The sequence below is a fragment of the Rhodobacter sp. SY28-1 genome (assembly GCF_005222785.1).
Taxonomy (GTDB): Bacteria; Pseudomonadota; Alphaproteobacteria; order Rhodobacterales; family Rhodobacteraceae; genus Tabrizicola.
In genome coordinates, this window is sequence record NZ_STGH01000001.1 from 1,364,062 (window position 1) to 1,384,788 (window position 20,727).

Here is a 20,727-nt window from a genome sequence, read left to right on the forward strand (position 1 = left end):
CCGTGGACAATCTAGCGCAGTACTGCGCATTGAGTCGTAAACGTGACTTGTGTCAGCCCTGTGGCCAGATGGCGGCAAGAAGGTAGAAGATCACGATGGACGACAGCGCCAGACCGAAGGGAAAGTAGCGCCGCTTGGTCCAGCTTTCCCAGTCCGGCGTCGCATTCCGCACCACCGGCAGGCTGCGCAAGATCCGGTGCACGGCCAGCGACCCGATCATCGAGAAGAAGATGATCAGAAGGATTTCGCCGATGTTGCCACCGACGAACAGCCCGGCCATCGCGGCGGCGAACTTTGCGTCCCCCGCCCCGAAGGTGCCGGTCAGATACATCAGGAAGCCTGCGACAAAGACGATGGCCATCAGCGCAAAGCCCCAAGCCCAGACCGTCAGCGTGGGGGACACATACCAGCCCAGAAGCGGCCAGACCGCCGCCATCGCAAGTACGGAGGTGTTGGGGATCTTCATCCGCTTGAGGTCCGAGAGTGCCGCCCAGATCGCAATGGGCAGCACCGGGACCAGAAGGATCAGCGCATCGGTCGGCTCAAGCATCAGCTTTTCACATTCGCATCAAGGGCTTCAAGGCTGCGTGCCGCGGCTTCGAAGTATTGCGGATGGGTCTCGATCGCCTGGTTCAGCAGGCCCTTGCCCACTGTCACGTCGCCCTGCTTGATCGCGGCAAGCGCCATGGAATACAGAAGCTCGGCCCGCTCGGTCTGGGTCATCCGCAGCACCGGCAGGTCGTACTTGCGCTGGGCCGCGCGGGCGAGGACGAGGTTGTTCTTCGCGGTGAAGAGCGACGGGTCGTAGGTCAGGGCTTCGGTGAACAGCTTTTCAGCCCCTGGCGCGTCGCCACGGGTCAGCTTGGAGAAGCCCCAGTTGTTCAGCACACCCGCCGGCGTCGTGGTCAGCCCGGCGGCGATTTCGTAGAAGCTGTCGGCCTTCTTCCAGTTCTTGTCGCTGTCCGCGACCATCGCCTCAAGCCGGTAGCGGTCAAAGGTTTCGTGGGTCGGCGGGATCTGGTTCAGCTCGGCCTTGGCTTCTGGCCACTGGTTCGACCGGATCAGCGCATCGGCCAGCATCACGCGGTCTTCCGGGGTCGACTCGGGATGGGCCACCGCCTGGCGCCAGACCTGGGCGGCCTCGGTCGGTTTCTGCGCGCGGATCAGCGACCGCGCCAGACCGCGCATCAGGTCGATCCGGTCGGGGTTCTGCTGCAGGGTGCGGGTGAAGTAATCCACCGCCTCGTTGGGGTCGGCGACCGTCATCATCACGTCATTCAGGTTGGATTCGTCGATGACGTTGACGTCCTTCAGTGCCCGCTGGACCTGTGCGTCAGAATCCTTCTGACAGGCTGACAAGGCAACTGCGCCGGAAAGGCACAGCACTACGAAAGCCGGATGGCGCATGTTTGCGTCCTTTTTGTTGACTGCCCGTATCTAGTCTTGACGTGTCGCCGCCTAGAGATCGGAAAGTAGGACGTATTTGCCCTTTTCCTGTCGGACCAGACGGAACCCGCTGCTTTCTTGTTCTTGGGTGGTATCATACACGCTCGCCTCGCTTTGCGCGATAGCAAGCATCAGATTTTCGCGGATCGAGTCCGTTTCGCCACTATCCAGCGCGAAGGCTTTCTGGAAATAGACCCGCGCTTCGCCGATGTCGCCCTGTTCCATCTTCACCACGCCGATGTTGTTCAGGGCCGGAACGAAGTTGGGATCAAGCTCCAGCGCGCGTTCAAGCAGCTTTTCGGCCTGGCCCAGCCGCCCGAGCGCCAGGTTGGCCGAGCCGATAGAGGAGAGGACATCGGCATTGATGCCAATTTCCCCGGCCCCACGCAGATAGGCCTTCAAAGCAAGTTCGTGCTCGCCCGCCTCCATCAGCCGGTGGCCGACGGTCATCCCGTCAACGCCATCGCCATTGGCGTCGACGCCGTAGGGGCGGTTCCTGGAAACGTCGCCGGCCGGCACGCAGCCGGCCAGAAGCAGCGCAGAACACAGTGTCAGTAGGACCGCTTCGCGCAAGTCTCGTCCCGTTCGATGCTAGAGGCCGCCCGCGAGTTGGGTCAGCATTGTCACCATACCATATACGGATGGCCCGATAAGGATGACCAATAGCGGTGGAACTGTAAACAACATAGTGCCTAGCGTAAGTTTTGTCGGCAACATGTTGGCCTTCTCCTCGGCCCGCATGATGCGCTTGTCGCGCATGTCGGCGGAATAGACCCTCAGCGCGTCGGCGACCGAAGTACCGAAGGTGGCCGACTGGATGATCGTGGTCACGAACGAGGCCACGTCGGGGACACCTACGCGTTCGGCCATGTCCTTCAGCACCGCGACGCGTTCCTTGCCGGCCTTGACCTCTTGCGCGACCATGTCGAATTCGTCGGCGAGGGCGGGGTAGCCCGCGCGGCTTTCCTTGCCGACGCGGATGATCGACTGGTCCAGCGACTGACCGGCTTCGACGCAGACCAGCATCAGGTCAAGCGCATCGGGGAAGCCCTGGATGATCTCAGTCTGGCGCTGCTTGACGCGCTTGTTCACCCAGTAGCGCGGGATGTAATAGCCGATGGCGCAGGGCAGAAGGCTGTGCAGCAGCAGGTCGACCGCCGACATTTCCTGCGACAGCGATTTGACGAAGGCGATGATCAGGCCGCCGATCAGGAAGATGATGGCCAGAAGGAACTGGACGGCGTGGAACATCCGGACCGCGTTCTTCCCGGTGTAGCCCGCCCGCAGCATGTTCAGCTTGGCGGCGGAAAGCTCTTCCTTTTTCTGCGGTTCCAGGAAATGGGCAAACTTTTCAAGCTTGTCCACCCGGTCGGTCTTGCGCAGCTTGCGCTTTGAGTCCGTCGTTGCCTTGGGCCCTTGATCCTTCAGTTCGCGGAAACGGTCGCGCTGGCGCTTCATCACGATGGGCAGCGCCATAAGGATGAGCAGCATGCCCAGAAGGCCGACCGCAAGCAACGGCGCCATGGGACCGAAACGTTCGGTCATGCCCGACATGAGGTTCGTGAAGAATTCCATAGCCGACCTACACTTTGATGTTGGTCATCACCTTCATGTAGATGATGTTGATGATGAGGAACGTGACGACGAAGAGCGCCGCCGGGATATAGGCCGAGGTGCCCTTGACCTCGTCATAGTAGTCGGGCTGGACCACGTTGATCATGATCAGCGCGACGATCGGGAAGCCCGAGAGGAACATGCCGGACCATTTCGCTTCGGCGGTGATGGCGCGGACGCGGCGGAACAGCTTGAAGCGGGCGCGGACCACCTTGGACAGGCCTTCCAGGATCTCGGCGAGGTTACCGCCCGACTGCTGTTGGATCGACACGGCCACGGCAAGGAAGCGCAAGTCCTGGCTGTCCATCCGCTCGGCGAAGGCCTTCAGCGATTCCGCGACGTCGCGGCCATAGGCGGCCTCGTCGGAGATTACCCCGAATTCCGACCCCAGCGGATCGGGGATTTCCTTGGCGACGATGCCGATGGCGGTCGAGAAGGGGTGGCCGACGCGCAAGGAGCGGACCATCAGTTCGATGGAGTCGGGCAGCTGCTCCTCCAGCAGGTTCATCCGCTTCTTCGCAGTGCTGTTCACCCAGAAGAACACGCCGCCGACGCCCATCACGATGCCGAGGACCAGCCTCAGGCCGAACTCGGCCGAGGTGAAGACCGACAGCATCATGTAGGCAAAGCCCGACAGGACGGCCATGATCCCGATCAGAGCCTGCGGCGAGAAGGCGATGTTCGCCCGCTGTGCCTTCTTGGCCAGCATGGAATAGAGCGGGATGTTCCGCGCATTCAGGTGCTGGTTCATCTCCTTGCGGAGCTGTTCCAGGACCTGTTCGCGGTTCGCGTTCTTTTCCAGCAGCGTCAGGCGGCGGCTGACCCGGCTGTTCAGGCTGATGGATTTACCGAAGACAATCAAATAGATCCCGTTGACGATCACGACGACCGCCACGAAGATCATGATGTAGATTAGGGGTGCGGCGCTGATTTCCATGGGTGTCAGACAATCGGTTCGTAGATGGAAGCCGGGAGGTCGAAGCCCCACTGGCGGAAGCGGTCGGAATAGGCGGACCGGATGCCGGTCGCGTTGAAGCGGCCGATGATCTTGCCCGACGGCTCGACCCCCAGGCGTTCAAAGCGGAAGACTTCCTGCATCGAGATGACCTCGCCTTCCATGCCGGTGATTTCGGTCACCGAGGTCATGCGGCGGGTCCCGTCCTGCAGGCGGCTGGCCTGAACCATCAGGTTGACGGCGCTGGCGATCTGGCTGCGGACGGCCTTGAGCGGCATCTCGATCCCGGCCATCGCGACCATGTTTTCAAGACGCGAGATCGCGTCGCGCGGGTTGTTGGCGTGGATCGTGGTCATCGAGCCGTCGTGGCCGGTGTTCATGGCCTGCAGCATGTCGATGACTTCCTCACCCCGGGTTTCCCCCACGATGATGCGGTCGGGACGCATACGAAGGGCGTTCCGGAGGCAGTCCCTTTGCGTCACCGCGCCCTTGCCTTCGACGTTGGCCGGGCGGCTTTCCATCCGGCCCACATGGACCTGCTGGAGCTGAAGTTCGGCGGTGTCTTCGATGGTCAGCACGCGTTCGTGGTTGTCGATGAAGGAGGACAGCGCGTTGAGCGTGGTGGTTTTACCGGAACCCGTACCGCCCGAGACGATGATGTTCAGACGGCAGGACACGGCGGCCTGAAGATAGGCGGCCATTTCCTCGGTGAAGGCGCCGAAGCGGACGAGGTCCTCGATCTTCAGCTTGTCCTTCTTGAACTTACGAATGGAGACAAGCGAGCCGTCCACCGCGATCGGCGGGATCATGCAGTTGAAACGGCTGCCGTCCTGCAGACGGGCGTCGCAATAGGGGTTGGATTCGTCGACCCGGCGGCCCACGGCGGACACGATCTTGTCGATGATCCGCAGAAGATGGCGTTCGTCGCGGAAGGTCACGTCGGACAGCTGCAGCTTGCCTGCGCGTTCGATGAAGATGCGCTTTGGCCCGTTGACGAGAATATCGTTGATCGTCTCGTCCTTCAGCAAGGGCTCCAGCGGGCCAAGGCCCATGACCTCGTCATACAGCTCCTGGTTCAGGGCCAGGCGGTCTTCCTTGTTCAGGGCGACCGACATGTCGTCCAGCGCCTCGGACGCAAGCGCGGCGATTTCGCCTTTCAGCTGCTGTTCGCTGGCCGATTCAAGGGCCGAGAGGTTCAGGTCTTCCAGAAGGCGCTTGTGGATCTCGACCTTCAGTTCGGTCAGGCGTTCCTTGCGCTTCTTTTCCTTGTCGGCTGCGACCGCCTCGGCGGCAACGCGCTGCTGGGCTGCGGGCTGCACCGGGGCATTGTTGCGGAAGGCGGCCTTGTCAACGGCCTGGGTGACAGGAGCAGTCCCCCCCTGGGGCGTGCTGGTTCCTGCCGGCGAGTCTTTCTTGAAGCGGCTAAACACGGGACGTTCCCCCTAGATCAGGCTTTGGCGGTTTCGGTGGCTTTGTTCAGGTCGTACAGGGACTTGGCGAGCTTCTGCAGTTCCTTACGCAACGGGTTCTTGCCCGCGCTTTCGGAAATCGGCAGGCCGTGGTCGTTGGCTTGCGTCACCTGTTCGCCGCCGTCGGGTAGCTGAACCTCGATGGCGATGTCGAGGCTCTCCGCCAGACGCTTGACGCGGGCCTTGGCGGAAAGGTCGGTGAACTTGGGTGCCCGGTTCAGGACATAGCGCACCTTTTCATGCGGCAGGCCCTCGGCCTTCAGCGCGCGGACAAAGCGCAGGATGTTCTGGGCCGACCGCAGGTCAAGCTCCAGCAGGGCAAAGTAGACATGCGAGCGGGTCAGCACCGCCTCGGTCCAGGCAACGACGGTCGAGGGCATGTCGACGATGACGAAGTCGAAGTTCGCCTGGGCGGTTTCAAGGATGCGGCCCACGTCTTCGGGGCTCAGGACGTCCAGCGGCAGCATGTCGGCCGGTGCCGTGAAGACATGCAGCTTGTCGTTGAAGGTCAGCATCGACTTGATCAGCGAATCCGCGTCGACGGCGGCGGTGTCGGTCAGGATCTCCAGCACGGCCTCTTTGCGGGGCAGGTCAAGGTAGGTGGCGACCGAGCCGAACTGCAGGTCGAAGTCGATGACGCAGACGCGCATGCCTTCGGTTTCCGGGATCAGGCACAGCTCCCACGCCAGGTTTGCGGCGAAAGTGGTGGCACCGACGCCGCCTGCCATGCCGTGCACCGGCAGGATGACGCCGTTGCGGTCACCCTTGGCCTTGAAGACCGGGTTGAACGCGCCGGTTTCCGGGTCATAGCCATCGGGCATGACCGGGACAGGCTTGCGCAGACGCTCGATCGCGTCGTGCAGTGCGCCTTCGGGCAGCGGGTAGGGGACGAAGTCGTCGGCCCCAAGCTTGAGCATCTGGTGCAGCACGGACGGGCTGACCTGGTTCGCGATCAGCAGAACCTTGATCTTCTTGGCTTTCGCCGCCTTGATCACATCGTTCATCTTCGACAGTTCGGATTCATCCTCGCTGTCGACGGCGATGGCGACGAACTGCATCCCGGTGCTGTCGGGCTGCTTGAGGAAGACCAGCGCGTCCTCGAAGTTAAGGTCGCCCCAGGCTTCGCCCAGCTCGGTCTCCATGTCGTCGATCAGAAGATCGAATCGCTGCACGTCACGGGAAATCGTGCAGGCGAGGATCGGCGCCGGATCGCTCTGAACTGTGGCTTTGCTCGTCATCTCGCGTCAGGTCCTTTCCGTGGGGGTCGTTTTGTACAAAAATTACAAGTGGTTAGCTGGTTTGTCGTTTGTGCGGTCCACTCGCGGAACATAGGACCCCGGTACTCATCCTATCGGGCGACCTTGTTCAAGAATGGTGGCGATATTTGGGCTAAAAATGCCTGTTTCTGGGATTATCACGATTCTGGAAACGAAGAGGCCGGGCACAAGGCCCGGCCTCCACTTTTGCAGGTCTGGGGCAGGGATCAGCCGCCGCCTTGGCCTTCACCTTCGGCGCGTTCGCCCTGGTGCGGCCGCACGGCGCTCTGGACATAGTCGCGCCAGATGATCGCGGCGTACTTGCCGTTCAGCACCAGCGGGTGGTTGCCGACGAAGCCAGACACTTCGGTCACCGTCCTGCGGTTGCGCACTTCTGCCTCGTTCGTGGCGATCAGAGGCCGCGTCTCGCCGTAGGAGACGACCGCCTCAAGCCGCGAGCGGCTGATGCCAAGCGAGGTGAGGTAAGCCACCGCTGCCTGGGCCCGGCGCAGGCCGAGGCGCTGGTTATAGGCGTTCGAGCCAACCTTGTCGGCATGGCCGAAGACCCGGAAGCGGACCTCGGGGAACTGCTTGATGAAGTTCGCCTGCTGCTGAAGGATCGAGCGGGCTTCTTCCGACAGTTCGGCGCTGTTGAAGGCGAAGTTGATCGTGTCGGGCACTTCGGCCGCGAAACGTTCTGCCAGGGCCACGGTGTAGGACAACTCGCCGGTCTGGATCAGCGTGTTGTTCATCGTGGCGTTGCCGAACTGGCCCTTGTCCACTTCGGAGCCGAGTTCCCGGTCCCAGGAGACCGAGGACTCGCCGCAGGCGGTCAGTGCCAGAAGGGCGGTGGCAGCAAGGAGTTTGGGAAGCATCTTGGTCATCTCCTTACTCCATCACATAGCCGTAGGAGGAGCTGAAGTCCTGCCGGGCCACTTCTGCCGCTGCGCCCTTCTTCGGGCTGGTTGCCACGTCGCCGAACAGGAACAGCTCGCGTTCGGTCGGGATGCGGACCCGGTCGGTCGGCAGGGCCAGCGCTTCGCCCGCCACCGGGGTGACAAGATGCGGCGTGACGATGATGACCAGTTCGGTCTGCGCCCGCTGGTATTCCGCGGACCGGAACAGTGCGCCAAGGATCGGAAGATCGCCAAGCCACGGAACTTGGTTGTTCAGATCCCGGAAGTCGTCCTGAAGAAGCCCCGCGATGGCAAAGCTGTCGCCATCACGCATTTCGACGGTAGTCGAGGTTTCGCGACGTTTGAACGCCGAGATATTGAAGCCTCTCTCAATTGATATGCCGTTCGCCGGGTCAAGCGAGGACACCGCCGCGTCGATGGTCAGGTTGATGATGTCCTGGTCGACGACCACCGGGGTGAAGTTCAACTCCACACCGAAGGGTTTCCATTCGACCGAGATCGTACTGTCGTCTTGCGCGACCGGGACGGGATATTCGCCACCAGCAAGAAACTTGGCGTCTTGGCCGGAAAGCGCAGTCAGGTTCGGTTCCGCCAGCGTCCTGACCATGCCCTTGGCTTCCAGGGCCTCAAGCAGAACCCCGAATTCAAGGCCGCCGATGCTGCCGCCGATCCCCAGGCGACCGTTTGCGAGGTTACCCGTGGCTACGGTGCCGCCGCCAAGGAACGTGGATGCGGCAGCTCCGTCGGCGAGAACGCCAGTGCCGGCGAGGAAGTCGCTGTTGCCAAGGGCCACCGAGGAATTCAGGCTCTTGGAGATCGTCCGGTTCACTTCGGCGAAGCGGACCTTCAGCATCACCTGCTGAGTGCCACCCACAACCATCAGGTTCGAAACGCGGTCGGGGGCGTAGCGGAAGGCAAGATCAAGCGCCTTGTCGAGTTTCGCCGTCGAGGAGACCTGGCCGGAGAGCACGATCCCATCATTTGCGGTGCGAACTTCGATGTGTTCGCCCGGAAGGATCTGCTGCAGACGCTCCTTGAATTCGGCGATGTCGGGCGTGACGTGCACGTCGACGTTGGAAATCAGTTGCCCGTCCGGCGACAAAAGCGTGAGCGTCGTGCGCCCGGGTGCCTTGCCAAGGACGTAGATCGAACGGTCAGACAGCGTCGAAATGTCGGCGATGCCTGGGTTTGCGATCGACAGCTCCGCGAAGGGAGTGTCGCTTTCGACGACAACGGCCCGGTTCATCGGAACGTTGAGTGCTTCGGATGCCTGGCCCTGCATGACGCGCAGAACCTCGGCGGTGACCGGGGTCATCGCCGTCGATGCGAGACACGCACCGAGATAACCTGCTACCAGGAGTCGTTTCATGTTCATTGTGATCTGCCCTTTCGACCACGCCTCGTTTGGGTCTTGAACGCCCTTGTGAAGGCACAATGACCCAGACCGGCTTTATTTGCAAGAATCAATGATTTGGGCGTCGACCTTGATGTGGATAAACTGCAACAGGTCGCAATGGGTTGGAAAAATGATAAGGCGCGACCCCATATTATGTGGCCGCGCCTTCGGTTTTTAGAGCCCTGGAGTTTATTCCTGGCAGGGGATCTCGACGTCGGTTTCAACCACCTGTCCGCCGCTGCGCTGCTTGGCGTAGCACTTCTTCTTTTCCACGATGACGACCTCGGGAGCCACTTCCTCCGGGACGATGCCAAGCATGGCGTTGGTGTCGGTTTCCACAGTTCCTTCAACGATATCCGAGGCGTCGGCGGCCAGCGACAGCGTCAGTCGTCCGGTGGCCTGGGCCTGGGCAAGGCGGGCCACCTGTTCCGGCGTCGCGGCCACAGTTACCGTCTGCGCAACAGTGTCCGAAGCAACCTGTCCCTCGTTCAGCGCATTGTCGACCGCGATGACCAGGACGGCGCTTTCGATCTGGCGGGTGATCCCGCCTTCAATGCCAGAGACGTTGCCGGTCCACAGAATGTCGATGTAGTCATCCGGCTTGACGAAGTTCGAGATGCCCGAGTTGGTACCGACCTTGATCGCGAAGGCGCGCTTGCCCTTTTCCAGCTTCGACGTGAGGTTCGACAGCTCGCCCGGTTCGGTCACGCGGCTGGCCAGCACCGGCTCGTAGGCTTCGGTCGTGCGCATGATATAGCGCGGGCCGGGGGCATTTTCGGGGAAGAGGGCGGCCTTGTCGCGGAAGATCGTCTCGGGCAGGTTCTTCTCTGGCCAGTAGATGGCGACGACGTCGTCCTCGGCCAGCGGGTCACCGTATTTCTTCGGCTTGGCGAAGACGAAGACCTCGACCAGCTTGCCGGCCTTGGCATTGAAGGCCCGCTCGTTCTGCAGGGCACCTTCGAGGTCGGCCATGTAACCCTGGATCATGTAGACTGCGACGCCGGCAAGGCCCATGCCGACGATAAGGACCAACGCAAATACTGCTCTCATTTCAACCCTCTATTTTCAGGGACCTGCCAATTCACTGCTTTGGCGTCCCGCGGTTCTGTTACTGCGGTGCGGAAAGCCCGGCAAGACAATGGGCGGGCATCCCGGATGGATCGGTGTGTGGACCTGTCATGCGGGACCGCCGCATGTGCCAGTCCGGTGTGCCGATCCGGGCGCAAAGGCTCTGAGCGGCACGAAGCCGGTCGATGACACCTGTCTGGTGCGCCTTGTCCCGCAGGTCGGCTTGCATCTGCCTGATTCCGTTTTTTGGCCAGGGGTACTACCGCGCACCATGGCTTCCGAATGCGGCGAAAATTTAGCAGAGGTCGGGCACCAATACTTCGTCGTGGGCGATACTGTTTCCGCCTGGCCAAAGCTGACGGTGGTGGCAAAGGAAAGGCCGCGCCTCATCGAGGCGCGGCCCATGGATCGGAAGATCCGTCAGGTTCAGCAGGTCGCGGCGTTGTTCGACTGCATGCAGGCCTGAGCGGCGCCGAGTTCGAGGTTGATCGCTTCGGCCAGGTTCGAAACGGCCGGGCGAACCCACGAGAAGATCAGGAGGCCGAGGCCAACGACGGCGGCGGTCAGAACCACCCAGTCAACGGTCACTGCGCCAGCTTCGTCTTTCAGGAAAGCGGAAAACTTGGTCATGGTCTTGTCCCTTCTAAGGTGTTCACGTTTGCTCAACCGTTACGAGAGTGGCCTTTTCCGGTGCCGCCGCCGATCGGTATGCAACCATATAGACGGTCAATCATGGCAGGAGTTTGGAGTGCTTTGGCTATTTCTGGGTCCACACAAGAAAGGCTGTGAATGTTATCTAACCATTTGAAATACAATGAAAGAAAATGAAGAACCCTGTCGATTGAGAGGTTTGGAATACAACTCTGCGGCGAAACGGTGATTCAGGTGCAGAGTTTGTGACGCGGGCCCCGCGCAGCTGGCATCCAGGCTGGCCGCAAGCCCGGTTTCCGGCCGGACCAGCGCATCGCTTTGGTCTATCAAGGGGCGGTGCCGTCCCCGCGCGCGAAATGAAAAAGGCCGCGCTTCTTGCGAAGCACGGCCATCCAAAACTCCGGTGTAGGAGCTTATCAGCAGTTGCTGCCGTTCGAGGTCATGCAGGTCTGAGCAGCGCCGAGTTCGAGGTTGATCGCTTCAGCCAGGTTCGAAACGGCCGGGCGGACCCACGAGAAGATCAGGAGGCCGAGGCCGACGACGGCGGCGGTCAGAACCACCCAGTCAACGGTCACTGCGCCGGCTTCGTCTTTCAGGAAAGCGGAGAACTTGGTCATTTGGTTTGTCCTTTGCTAAGGTGCTAACTTATCAGTCAACCGCTTCGATCTGGCTTCGTCGTCTGCCTTCGTCGTTCGGTATGGACACATATAGCCCCCCAAACGTGGCAGCAGTTTGGACGAGAGCGGAAGAATCTGGGCATATCGAGAAAATCCGCAGATGACGGGTTAAGCTGCTGAAGTAAAAACGAAAAAAACATAGGGATCCCTTCACCCCTTCATGGTAACCCGTGCTTTTCCGGTCAATTCTGGCAGAATTGCCATTATTGGACCCGAAAAGTTCTGGCGGGCCGCGCTCGAAGCTGCGATTCTCCCGGCAAAACAACGAGGCGAGCAGGCCCCGAAAATGCTGAAGACAAGTCCCTGGATCGCAGCGATTCTCTGCGCTGTCATGCCGTTCTCGGGTCACGCCGAGGAAACCTCGTTCAAGCGGGTGAAGGTGGGCGATTCCAAGCCCGGCAAGCGGATCACCGTGCAGATCGACCCCGAGGAGCAGGCGCGCTATCTGGCCGCTCTGCCGAAGATCGACCCCAATCCGAAACCGCGGGAGGAAGAGCCGAAGCTGGCCGCGAACTCGCCCGATGCCTCGGGTGAGCCGGGCCCCGCGCCGGCGTCTTCGTATGACTGGTACTGGGACACGGTTCCGGCCAGCATCGATGCCAAGGCCGACCGTTTTGATCTGGCGCTGGCGACGCTGTCGCAGGGGCCGGGGGGCTCTGTCGTCCGCGCCCCTCGGATGCAGCACATGCAGGAAGTGTCCGAGCAATACGGCAAGGACATCCTGCGCGCGACGCTGGACACCAATGTCTCGCCCGCGCTGGTGCTGGCAGTGATCGGCATTGAAAGTGCAGGGAAATCCGACGCGGTCAGCCATGCAGGCGCCGTCGGGCTGATGCAGCTGATCCCGGCCACGGCGGAACGCTTTGGCGTGAAGGATTCGACCGATCCGGTGCAGAACATCCAGGGCGGGGTGGCCTATCTCGACTGGCTGATGGACCGGTTCGACAACGACCCGGTGCTGGTCCTGGCCGCCTACAACGCGGGCGAGGGTGCAGTCGAGGCGAACCAGGGCGTGCCGCCCTATGCCGAGACGCGGGACTATGTGCCGAAGGTGCTGGCGGCCTGGCAGGTGGCGCAGGGGCTGTGCGTCAGCCCGCCACTTCTGGTGACGGATCCTTGCGTGTTCCGGTCCACCATGGCGGGCGGTTGAGCCGTCAGACGAAGACGTCTGCCCATTCGGGATGCTTCTTCCGTGTCGCGTTCACGAAGGGGCACAGCGGGACGACCTTGAAGCCGTCCGCCCTGGCCGCCGCCACCAGCGCCTCGACCAGCGCAAGGCCCGCTCCAGTGCCCCGGAAGCTGTCCGGGACGCCAGTGTGGTCGGCGATGATGAGGGTGGGCGTCGTCACCGAATAGGTCAGCTCCGCCTCTTGCCCGTCGCGACGGATCACGAAGCGACCCTTGGTCGCCCCGTGTTCGCGGGTGACGACGTGGTCAGCCAACGATCGTCGCCTCGGTGGCCGCGCGAAGTTCTTCTTCCGTGACGCCGGGGGCGAGTTCGACGATGTGCAGCCCCTTGTGACCCACGTCGAGCACGCCGAGGTTGGTGATGATCCGGTCGACCACGCCCTTGCCGGTCAGGGGCAGGGTGCAAGCCTTCAGCACCTTGGACTCTCCATGCTTCGACGTGTGGTCCATCACGACGACCACCCGGCCAACGCCCGCCACCAGGTCCATCGCCCCGCCCATGCCCTTGACCAGCTTGCCCGGGATCATCCAGTTCGCAAGGTCGCCGTTTTCCGCCACTTCCATCGCGCCCAGGATCGCCATTGCGATCTTGCCGCCGCGGATCATGGCGAAAGACTGTGCCGAGTCGAAATAGGCGGTCTGCGGCAGTTCGGTGATCGTCTGTTTCCCTGCGTTGATCAGGTCGGGGTCTTCCTCGCCCTCGTAAGGAAACGGCCCCATCCCCAGCATTCCGTTTTCGGACTGCAGCGTCACGCTGATCCCTTTGGGGATGTAGTTCGACACCAGCGTCGGGATACCGATGCCAAGGTTCACATATGTGCCGTCGCGCAGTTCCTGCGCCGCGCGGGCGGCCATGCCGTGGCGGTCCCAGCCTTTGACTTCCTCGGCCATCATGCGTTCTCCCGCTTGCGAACGGTGCGCTGTTCGATGCGCTTTTCGTGTTTGCCGGTGATGATGCGGTGGACGTAGATCCCCGGCAGGTGGATGGCGTCGGGGTCCAGCGACCCGAGCGGCACGATTTCCTCGACCTCGACGACGCAGGTTTTGCCGCAGGTTGCGGCGGGGACGTTGAAGTTCCGCGCGGTCTTGCGGAAGACGAGGTTGCCCGACGGGTCCGCCTTCCAGGCCTTCACGATCGACAGGTCCGCCACGATCCCGCGTTCCAGGATGTAGGTCTTGCCGTCGAAATCGTGGTGTTCCTTGCCCTCGGCGATCACCGTGCCGACGCCGGTAGCGGTGTAGAAGCCGGGGATGCCCGCGCCACCCGCCCGCATCCGTTCGGCCAGCGTGCCTTGCGGGTTGAACTCCAGCTCCAGCTCTCCGCTCAGATACTGGCGCATGAATTCGGCGTTCTCGCCCACATAGGACGAGATCATCTTCTTGACCTGCCGGGTCTCCAGAAGGACCCCCAGCCCGAAACCGTCAACGCCGGCGTTGTTCGAGGCGACAGTGAGCCCCTTGGTGCCCGCGTCGCGGATCGCGGCGATCAAGAGTTCGGGGATGCCGCACAGGCCGAAGCCGCCGGATGCGATCAGCATGCCGTCGTGCAACAGCCCCTCAAGAGCCGCGGCGGCGCTTGGATAGACCTTGTTCATCCTGTTCTCCTCCCGGTTCCCTTCGCCCGCGCGAGACGTCGCGCCCGGGGAACATCGGACCCGTCGATCCTGAAAGATTGCCCCGCGCGCTGCCATCCGTAAGAATACGTAGATGACTACGTAGAGGGCGGAAATGCGCGACTATGAACGGCTGGCCTTCCAGCATGGTCCGGATGCCACGCTGATCCTGGCCGACCGGGTGATCCTGCGCGCAAGCTTGCGCGTCGAGGCGGTGTTCGGCTGGACCCCGCGCGAGCTGGAGGGGCAGTCGATCCGGCTCCTCTATCCGACCGAGACGGATTATGAACTGATCGGCGAACGGGCGCGGAAGGCGATGCTTGCAAGCGATGTCTACCGCGACGAACGCTTCATGCGCCGCAAGGACGGGCAGGTGATCTGGACCGAGGGCAAGGGCGCGGCGCTGGATGCGGAAAACCCGTTGCGGCTGGCGGTCTGGACCTATCGGCCGCTGGAAACCGAGGGCGGGGTTGCGGGCCAGCTGACGCCCACCGAAAAGCGGATCGCGCGCTATCTGGTGAACGGCTTCACCTCGAAGGAAATCGCGCTGGCCCTGGGGTCATCCCCCCGGACCGTCGAGGTGCACCGCGCGAACATGATCCGCAAGACCGGGGTCAGGAACAGTTTCGAACTGGTCAGCTGGCTGTTGTCCGCCGCCGCATCGGATGGGGTTTAGGGCCGGGCTGCAGAACCGGATTTCCCTTTCGCCGCGATGGCGTTAGGGTCAGCCCCGCCGCCCGCGTGGTGAAATGGTAGACACTGGGGACTTAAAATCCCTTGGCCGCAAGGCCGTGCCGGTTCGAGCCCGGCCGCGGGCACCATCTCTGGCTGAACTGATGCTCAGCTGCCGTCGCGCAGGTCCTGCGGGGCGGTGTCCGCGATCCGTGCCTTGGTGAAGATCACGCTGCATCCCGTGCCGGTCGGTGACTGGGCGATGAAGTCGATGGCCACGACCGGATCGGGCAACGAGAAGAAGCGCACGAAGTCCCAGCGATTGCCGTCCGTCGAGATGTGGAAGGCATGGGCCTGACCGGTCCATGCCGCCCTTAGCCAAAGGCCGCGCCCCTCGACCAGCGGGCCGTTCGCATCGTCGGACCGGTCGCGGGTCACCACGCTGACCGCCATCACCCGCCCGTCCGGTGCGCGTTCGAAGGCAAGCTTCGCCCAGGCCGCGCCCTTGGTGCGCAGGACAAGGGCGCCCGCATCGAAGGCCGCGCGGAAAGTCGGCTCGACGTAGGTGCTGACGGCCCATGGGCTGGCGGAAACCGGCAGCCGCACGCCCGGAAGCCGGTCGGTGCCGGGGCTGCCGTCCGGAGGGACGAAGGCATCCGTGCCGGGGCCGGCATGGATCACAAGGGCGTCGGGCCGGGCCTCGAACTGGCCGAAGTCTTCGCCAACCTGCGGGAGCGAGGAAAGGTCGATGCGACGCATGGGATACCCTTGATCTGCGGAATGGGGAAAAGAAACTAGGGCGCGGCGGCCGTTCGCGTCAAAGGGATAGGCCGGGATGGCTGCGGCCCGGAGGATGCCTCCGGGCCGCGGTCAGTCGTGCTGATGACGACGGTCAGGCGCGCAGGTCGAAGCGGTCGGCTTCCATCACCTTGACCCAGGCCGAGACGAAGTCGCAGACGAACTTTTCGCGGTTGTCGTCCTGGGCGTAGACCTCGGCATAGGCCCGCAGGATGGAGTTCGAGCCGAACACCAGGTCCGCCCGCGTTGCCGTCCACTTCATCGCGCCCGTCTTGCGGTCGGTGAGTTCATACAGGTTGTTGCCCTTCGGCACCCACTTGTAGGCCATGTCGGTGAGGCCGGTGAAGAAGTCGGTGGTCAGTGCGCCGACGCGGTCGGTGAAGACCCCGTGCCTGGTCCCGCCGTGGTTGGTGCCGATCACCCGCATCCCGCCGATCAGGCAGGTCATCTCATGCGCGGTCAGGCCCATGAGTTGCGCGCGGTCGAGGAGAAGTTCCTCGGCCGACACCGCGTAGTCCTTCTTCATCCAGTTGCGGAAGCCGTCCGCCAGCGGTTCGAGGACCGAGAAGCTGTCGGCATCGGTGTCCACGTCGGTGGCGTCGCCCCGGCCTGCATGGAACGGGACCTTGACGTCAACGCCAGCGGCTTTCGCGGCGTGTTCGACGCCCACGTTGCCCGCAAGGACGATGACATCGGCGAGGGACGCCCCGGCTTCCTTGGCGATGGGCTCCAGCACCGACAGCACGCGCGCCAGACGGGAGGGTTCATTGCCCTCCCAGTCCTTCTGCGGGGCCAGACGGATGCGGGCGCCGTTGGCGCCGCCCCGGTTGTCCGAGCCGCGGAAGGTGCGGGCGGAGTCCCAGGCGGTGGTGACCATGTCGCTGACGGAGAGGCCCGAGGCGGCGATCTTCGCCTTGACCGCGTCGACGTTCCACGCAGTCGAGCCAGCCGGAACCGGGTCCTGCCAGATCAGTTCTTCCGCCGGGACCCAGGGCCCCAGGTAGCGGACCTTCGGCCCCATGTCGCGGTGGGTCAGCTTGAACCAGGCGCGGGCGAAGGCATCGCTGAACGCCGCCTGATCCTTGGCGAAACGCTCCGAGATGGCGCGGTACTTCGGGTCGACCTTCATCGCCATGTCGGCGTCGGTCATCATCGGCATGCGGCGGATCGTCGGGTCCTCGACGTCGACCGGCATGTCCTCTTCCTTGATGCCGATGGGCTGCCACTGCCAGGCCCCGGCGGGGGATTTCACCAGTTCCCAGTCGTAGTTCAGGAGCAGGTGGAAATAACCGCCGTCCCACTTGGTCGGGTGGGTGGTCCAGGCGCCTTCAAGCCCCGAGGTGATGGTGTCGCGGCCGATGGAGCGGGTGGAGTTGACCATCCAGCCGAGGCCGCCTTCCTCGATCGCGGCACCTTCCGGCTCGGCCCCGATCAGGGCGGCGTTGTTGTTGCCATGCGCCTTGCCGACCGTGTGGCCGCCTGCGGTCAGGGCCACGGTTTCCTCGTCATCCATTGCCATCCGCGCGAAGGTTTCGCGCACGTCCATCGCTGTGCGGGCCGGGTCGGGCTGGCCGTCGACGCCCTGCGGGTTCACGTAGATCAGGCCCATGACCACGGCGGCCAGCGGGTTTTCAAGGCTGCTGCGGTCTTCCTTGGTCGGATAGCGCTGGTCGGTCAGCCATTCCTTTTCCGACCCCCAGTAGACGTCCTTCTCCGGTGCCCAGATGTCCTCGCGCCCGAAGCCGAAGCCGAAGGTCTTGAGACCCATCGATTCGTAGGCCACTGTCCCGGCCAGGACCATGAGGTCAGCCCAGGACAGGCGGTTGCCGTATTTCTTCTTGATCGGCCACAGAAGGCGCCGCGCCTTGTCGAGGTTGGCGTTGTCGGGCCAGGAGTTCAGGGGCGCAAAGCGGTGGTTGCCGGTGCCGGCGCCGCCCCGGCCATCGGCCATGCGGTAGGTCCCGGCAGCGTGCCATGACATGCGGATGAAAAGGCCGCCGTAATGGCCCCAGTCGGCTGGCCACCAGTCCTGACTGTCGGTCATCAGGGCGATCAGGTCACGCTTCACCGCGTCGAAGTCCAGCTTCTTGACCTCTTCGCGATAGTTGAACCCGGTCAGCGGGTTCACCTTGGTGTCATGCTGGTGCAGGATGTCGAGGTTCAGCGACTTTGGCCACCAATCCATGACCGACGACCCCGTCTCGGTGATCGCGCCGTGCATGATCGGGCATTTGCCGCTGCGTCCAGTGTCATTGCCGTCCATCTTGCTCTCCTCGTCTGGCTGAATTCGGGGATGAAAAACACCAATCGCGCCGACCCGGAAGGGTCGGCAGGCGAGTCGCTGCCTTTCGTCGTGGGACCATCGCTAGCACCCAGTAGCGATAAAGGGAATTTTCATTTTCCAATCACCGCGATATGAAAAACATATGACACAGATCACGATGAAACACCTGCGCTATTTCGACGCGCTGGCGCGGCACCGCCACTTTGGCCGGGCGGCCGAAGCCTCGTCGATCTCGCAGCCCGCCCTGTCGCTGCAGGTGAAGGAACTGGAAGATATCCTTGGCGCGGCGCTGGTCGAGCGGGGGGCTCGGCAGATCCGGCTGACCGCGCTGGGCGAGGACTTCGCTCTGCGTTCGCGTGAGGTGTTGCGCGCGGTGGATGAACTTGGCGCGCTGGCGCGGGCCTCGGGCGGACCCTTGTCGGGGCGTTTGCGACTTGGTGTCATCCCGACGGTCGCACCCTATCTGTTGCCGCAGGTGATGCGGCATCTGGCGCGGAACCATCCGGACCTTGACCTGCGCCCGCGCGAGGCGGTGACGCCGAAACTGCTCCGCGATCTGGGCGAGGGGCGGCTGGATCTGGCGCTGGTGGCGCTGCCGGTGTCCGAGCCGTCGTTTACCGAGGTTGCCCTGTTCGACGAGGAATTCCTGCTGGTGCGCCACGAGGATGCGGCCGATCACCCGCTGCCCGCGCTGGTCGATCTGCCCGAAATGCCGCTGCTGCTCTTGGAGGAAGGCCATTGCTTTCGCGATCAGGCGATTGCCTTCTGCAAGCTGCCGCCCAGCCCGGCAGGCGAGATCATGGAAGGCTCGTCCCTGACGACGCTGGTGCAGATGGTGGGGGCCGGGATCGGGGTCACGCTGATCCCTGAGATGGCGGCGGAGGTCGAGCTGCGCTCGGCCCCGGTGGTGCTGCACCGCCTGCCCGAGCCGCGCCCGAAACGCACGATCGGCCTTGTCTGGCGGCGGTCGAACCCGCTGGCCGACCGCTACGGCGAACTTGCCGAAGGGTTGCGCGCCGCGCTGGCGGGGTAGCCTCCTCGTTCGACTTCGTCTTCTCGTCGGAAGGACGCCTTGCGACGAGGAGACGGAGTCATCGAGGAGCGATCACCCGCCCCAGGTGCGTTCCAAGAGCCGCAGCCAGTTGCCGTGGGCGATCTTCAGGATCAGCGCCTCGCCCAGGCCCATCTCGTGCATCGCCTGGATCAGCACCGGCAATCCCTCGACCCCGCCGATGTCCTTGGGCGTCGTCGCACCGTCGTAGTCCGAGCCGATCCCGACACAGTCCTCACCCGCCAGCTTCAGCATGTGCTCGATATGCCGCTTGACCGGATCAAGCGTCATGTCCGCGCTTTCCTTCCCATCGGGGCGCAGGAAGCAGGTGGCGAAGTTCAGACCGACCATGCCGCCGCTCTCGCCGATGGCCTGCAGCTGGCGGTCACTGAGGTTGCGGCTGGAGGGGGTGATGGCATGGGCGTTCGAATGGGTGGCGACAAGCGGGGCGTCGGAGAGTTTCGCCACGTCCCAGAACCCGGCCTCGTTCAGGTGGCTGAGGTCCAGCATGATCTTCAGCGCATTGCATTCGCGGACGAGGGCGCGGCCCAGGTCCGTCAGACCCGGCCCGGTGTCGCCGGTGGATGGAAACCGAAAGGGGACACCGTGGCCGAAGATTGTCGGGCGGCTCCAGACCGGGCCGACGGACCGCAGGCCCATCGCGTGAAAGAGGTGCAGCGCGTCGAGATCGGGGCCGATGGGTTCGGCGCCTTCGAAATGGATCACCCCGGCAACCGCACCGGCGGCCATCGCCGCGCGGATGTCGGCGGCAGAGCGGCACCAGCGGAACCGGCCTTCCGACACGCGCTCCATCCACAAGAGATGGCCCAGCATCTGGACCGCGACGGGCTGGGCGGAGGTGTGGTCGATCAGCGCGGGCAGCGGCACGTCGTAGGGCGGGTTGTCCATCAGGGTATGATAGGCGGCGACATCGCCGGTTTCTGGCGAGGGGATGTAGACCGCGAAAAAGCCGCCGGCAAAGCCCGCGGACTGCATGCGCGGCAGGTCGAGGTGACCGGCCGCTTCGCCCTGCAGCCACAGCCGGTCGCGCGCGGCGCCTGCGGCGGCGATCTTCAGGACGATGTCGTTGTGGCCGTCAAAGACAGGAATTGGGGCGGGCATGGGGAATCCAGGGGCAAGGGATGAAGGTGCCGCAGTCTTTCGCGTCTGGACGCGGGGCGCAAGCCGGGCCGATTGGCCGCAGGTGTCGGCACCGACAAGACGTTGACGAGACGTGGAAGTTGCGCCATGCGAGAGGGCATGACGATCACGGCGATCCTTCGACTGCACCGGGCCGCGCTGTTTGCGCTGGTCACGCTTGCGCTGGTCGCGACGGGATTTGCGCATCGGATGCCCAGCCAGCAGGACGAGGCGCTGGCCTTCGTGCTGGCCACGGGTGCCAGTCTCGCCGATATCTGCGGCGATGATCTGGGGGGCAACGGCAATGCCAGTGCGGATTGCCTCGCCTGCCAGATCACCGGCGCGGCCGACCTGCCTTCCGCCGCCCTGTCGCTGATCGACCTGGACCTTGCCTTCCACGCCGCCGTGATTGCCCCGCGCGAAGCGGTTGCGCTGGCCCGCGCGCAGGGACCTGCGCACCGGCCGCAGGGCCCGCCCGTCGCCTGACGGCGGCGTCTTTTCCATTCGACGCCGCCTTTCCGTGCCGCCCGCG

Annotated in this window: 23 protein-coding genes and 1 tRNA gene; 6 read left to right on the forward strand and 18 right to left on the reverse strand. The window is 63.5% G+C overall.

Going from position 1 to position 20,727, the window contains the following annotated elements:
- Window positions 1-52: 52 nt before the first annotated feature.
- The 10 genes from E8M84_RS06735 to cpaB form a co-directional block, all read right to left on the reverse strand.
- Window positions 53-550 (reverse strand): prepilin peptidase, encoded by a 498-nt coding sequence (locus tag E8M84_RS06735; protein ID WP_137110374.1) that lies wholly within the window; start codon window positions 548-550, stop codon window positions 53-55.
- Complete coding sequence (locus E8M84_RS06740; RefSeq protein WP_137110375.1) at window positions 550-1,407, reverse strand: lipopolysaccharide assembly protein LapB; 858 nt, start codon at window positions 1,405-1,407, stop codon at window positions 550-552. Before E8M84_RS06740 ends, E8M84_RS06735 begins: the two co-directional genes overlap by 1 nt.
- A gap of 51 nt (window positions 1,408-1,458) precedes the next feature.
- Entirely contained in the window at window positions 1,459-2,019 is a 561-nt protein-coding gene (locus E8M84_RS06745) for a tetratricopeptide repeat protein (protein WP_240790295.1), read from the reverse strand.
- Between the two features lie 18 nt (window positions 2,020-2,037).
- A complete protein-coding gene (locus E8M84_RS06750) occupies window positions 2,038-3,021 on the reverse strand; it encodes a type II secretion system F family protein (RefSeq protein ID WP_137110376.1) in 984 nt (327 codons plus the stop codon).
- Between the two features lie 7 nt (window positions 3,022-3,028).
- A complete protein-coding gene (locus E8M84_RS06755) occupies window positions 3,029-3,997 on the reverse strand; it encodes a type II secretion system F family protein (RefSeq protein ID WP_137110377.1) in 969 nt (322 codons plus the stop codon).
- 5 nt (window positions 3,998-4,002) lie between these two features.
- Window positions 4,003-5,445: a CpaF family protein gene (locus tag E8M84_RS06760; RefSeq protein WP_137110378.1), complete on the reverse strand. Its 1,443-nt coding sequence runs from the start codon at window positions 5,443-5,445 to the stop codon at window positions 4,003-4,005.
- A gap of 17 nt (window positions 5,446-5,462) precedes the next feature.
- A complete protein-coding gene (locus tag E8M84_RS06765) occupies window positions 5,463-6,722 on the reverse strand; it encodes an AAA family ATPase (protein ID WP_137110379.1) in 1,260 nt (419 codons plus the stop codon).
- Window positions 6,723-6,967: 245 nt separating this feature from the next.
- Complete coding sequence (locus E8M84_RS06770) at window positions 6,968-7,624, reverse strand: OmpA family protein (RefSeq protein WP_137110380.1); 657 nt, start codon at window positions 7,622-7,624, stop codon at window positions 6,968-6,970.
- A gap of 4 nt (window positions 7,625-7,628) precedes the next feature.
- Window positions 7,629-9,032, reverse strand: coding sequence for a type II and III secretion system protein family protein (locus E8M84_RS06775; RefSeq protein WP_137110381.1), 1,404 nt, complete (start codon window positions 9,030-9,032; stop codon window positions 7,629-7,631).
- Between the two features lie 210 nt (window positions 9,033-9,242).
- On the reverse strand, window positions 9,243-10,103 hold the full coding sequence (cpaB, locus tag E8M84_RS06780) for a Flp pilus assembly protein CpaB (RefSeq protein WP_137110382.1): 861 nt from the start codon (window positions 10,101-10,103) through the stop codon (window positions 9,243-9,245).
- Window positions 10,104-10,191: 88 nt separating this feature from the next.
- On the opposite strand from cpaB, the gene E8M84_RS21405 reads away from it, so the two are divergent.
- Entirely contained in the window at window positions 10,192-10,587 is a 396-nt protein-coding gene (locus E8M84_RS21405) for a hypothetical protein (RefSeq protein ID WP_170971863.1), read from the forward strand.
- On the opposite strand, the gene E8M84_RS06785 is transcribed toward E8M84_RS21405, so the two are convergent.
- Both E8M84_RS06785 and E8M84_RS06790 read right to left on the reverse strand, forming a co-directional pair.
- Window positions 10,548-10,751, reverse strand: a complete 204-nt coding sequence (locus tag E8M84_RS06785) for a hypothetical protein (protein WP_137110383.1) — start codon at window positions 10,749-10,751, stop codon at window positions 10,548-10,550. The genes E8M84_RS21405 and E8M84_RS06785 overlap by 40 nt on opposite strands.
- Before the next feature lie 437 nt (window positions 10,752-11,188).
- The gene (locus tag E8M84_RS06790; RefSeq protein WP_137110384.1) at window positions 11,189-11,389 is read right to left on the reverse strand and encodes a hypothetical protein; all 201 of its coding nucleotides are present in this window, start codon (window positions 11,387-11,389) and stop codon (window positions 11,189-11,191) included.
- A 346-nt stretch (window positions 11,390-11,735) separates the two neighbouring features.
- Between E8M84_RS06790 and E8M84_RS06795 the strand changes: the two genes are divergently transcribed.
- Window positions 11,736-12,599 (forward strand): lytic transglycosylase domain-containing protein, encoded by an 864-nt coding sequence (locus tag E8M84_RS06795; protein ID WP_137110385.1) that lies wholly within the window; start codon window positions 11,736-11,738, stop codon window positions 12,597-12,599.
- 4 nt (window positions 12,600-12,603) lie between these two features.
- Here E8M84_RS06795 and E8M84_RS06800 read toward each other — a convergent pair whose 3' ends face one another.
- From E8M84_RS06800 to E8M84_RS06810, 3 genes are read right to left on the reverse strand one after another with little or no spacing between them, the layout of a single operon-like run.
- Window positions 12,604-12,891: a GNAT family N-acetyltransferase gene (locus tag E8M84_RS06800; protein ID WP_137110386.1), complete on the reverse strand. Its 288-nt coding sequence runs from the start codon at window positions 12,889-12,891 to the stop codon at window positions 12,604-12,606.
- The gene (locus E8M84_RS06805; RefSeq protein ID WP_137110387.1) at window positions 12,884-13,528 is read right to left on the reverse strand and encodes a 3-oxoacid CoA-transferase subunit B; all 645 of its coding nucleotides are present in this window, start codon (window positions 13,526-13,528) and stop codon (window positions 12,884-12,886) included. Before E8M84_RS06805 ends, E8M84_RS06800 begins: the two co-directional genes overlap by 8 nt.
- Window positions 13,528-14,232: a CoA transferase subunit A gene (locus E8M84_RS06810; protein ID WP_137110388.1), complete on the reverse strand. Its 705-nt coding sequence runs from the start codon at window positions 14,230-14,232 to the stop codon at window positions 13,528-13,530. Before E8M84_RS06810 ends, E8M84_RS06805 begins: the two co-directional genes overlap by 1 nt.
- Window positions 14,233-14,365: 133 nt before the next feature.
- On the opposite strand from E8M84_RS06810, the gene E8M84_RS06815 reads away from it, so the two are divergent.
- Both E8M84_RS06815 and E8M84_RS06820 read left to right on the forward strand, forming a co-directional pair.
- A complete protein-coding gene (locus E8M84_RS06815) occupies window positions 14,366-14,926 on the forward strand; it encodes a LuxR C-terminal-related transcriptional regulator (RefSeq protein WP_137110389.1) in 561 nt (186 codons plus the stop codon).
- Between the two features lie 59 nt (window positions 14,927-14,985).
- Window positions 14,986-15,071: transfer RNA gene (locus tag E8M84_RS06820), tRNA-Leu, on the forward strand.
- Between the two features lie 19 nt (window positions 15,072-15,090).
- Here E8M84_RS06820 and E8M84_RS06825 read toward each other — a convergent pair.
- Both E8M84_RS06825 and katG read right to left on the reverse strand, forming a co-directional pair.
- Window positions 15,091-15,681, reverse strand: coding sequence for a DUF1349 domain-containing protein (locus tag E8M84_RS06825; RefSeq protein WP_137110390.1), 591 nt, complete (start codon window positions 15,679-15,681; stop codon window positions 15,091-15,093).
- Window positions 15,682-15,814: 133 nt separating this feature from the next.
- Window positions 15,815-17,983, reverse strand: coding sequence for a catalase/peroxidase HPI (katG, locus tag E8M84_RS06830; RefSeq protein ID WP_137110391.1), 2,169 nt, complete (start codon window positions 17,981-17,983; stop codon window positions 15,815-15,817).
- 163 nt (window positions 17,984-18,146) lie between these two features.
- On the opposite strand from katG, the gene E8M84_RS06835 reads away from it, so the two are divergent.
- Window positions 18,147-19,037: a LysR substrate-binding domain-containing protein gene (locus E8M84_RS06835; protein WP_137110392.1), complete on the forward strand. Its 891-nt coding sequence runs from the start codon at window positions 18,147-18,149 to the stop codon at window positions 19,035-19,037.
- A gap of 72 nt (window positions 19,038-19,109) precedes the next feature.
- Here E8M84_RS06835 and E8M84_RS06840 read toward each other — a convergent pair whose 3' ends face one another.
- The gene (locus tag E8M84_RS06840; RefSeq protein WP_137110393.1) at window positions 19,110-20,177 is read right to left on the reverse strand and encodes a dipeptidase; all 1,068 of its coding nucleotides are present in this window, start codon (window positions 20,175-20,177) and stop codon (window positions 19,110-19,112) included.
- Window positions 20,178-20,315: 138 nt separating this feature from the next.
- Here E8M84_RS06840 and E8M84_RS06845 point away from each other — a divergent pair, with 138 nt between their 5' ends.
- A complete protein-coding gene (locus E8M84_RS06845; protein ID WP_137110394.1) occupies window positions 20,316-20,681 on the forward strand; it encodes a hypothetical protein in 366 nt (121 codons plus the stop codon).
- The last annotated feature ends 46 nt before the right edge of the window (window positions 20,682-20,727 follow it).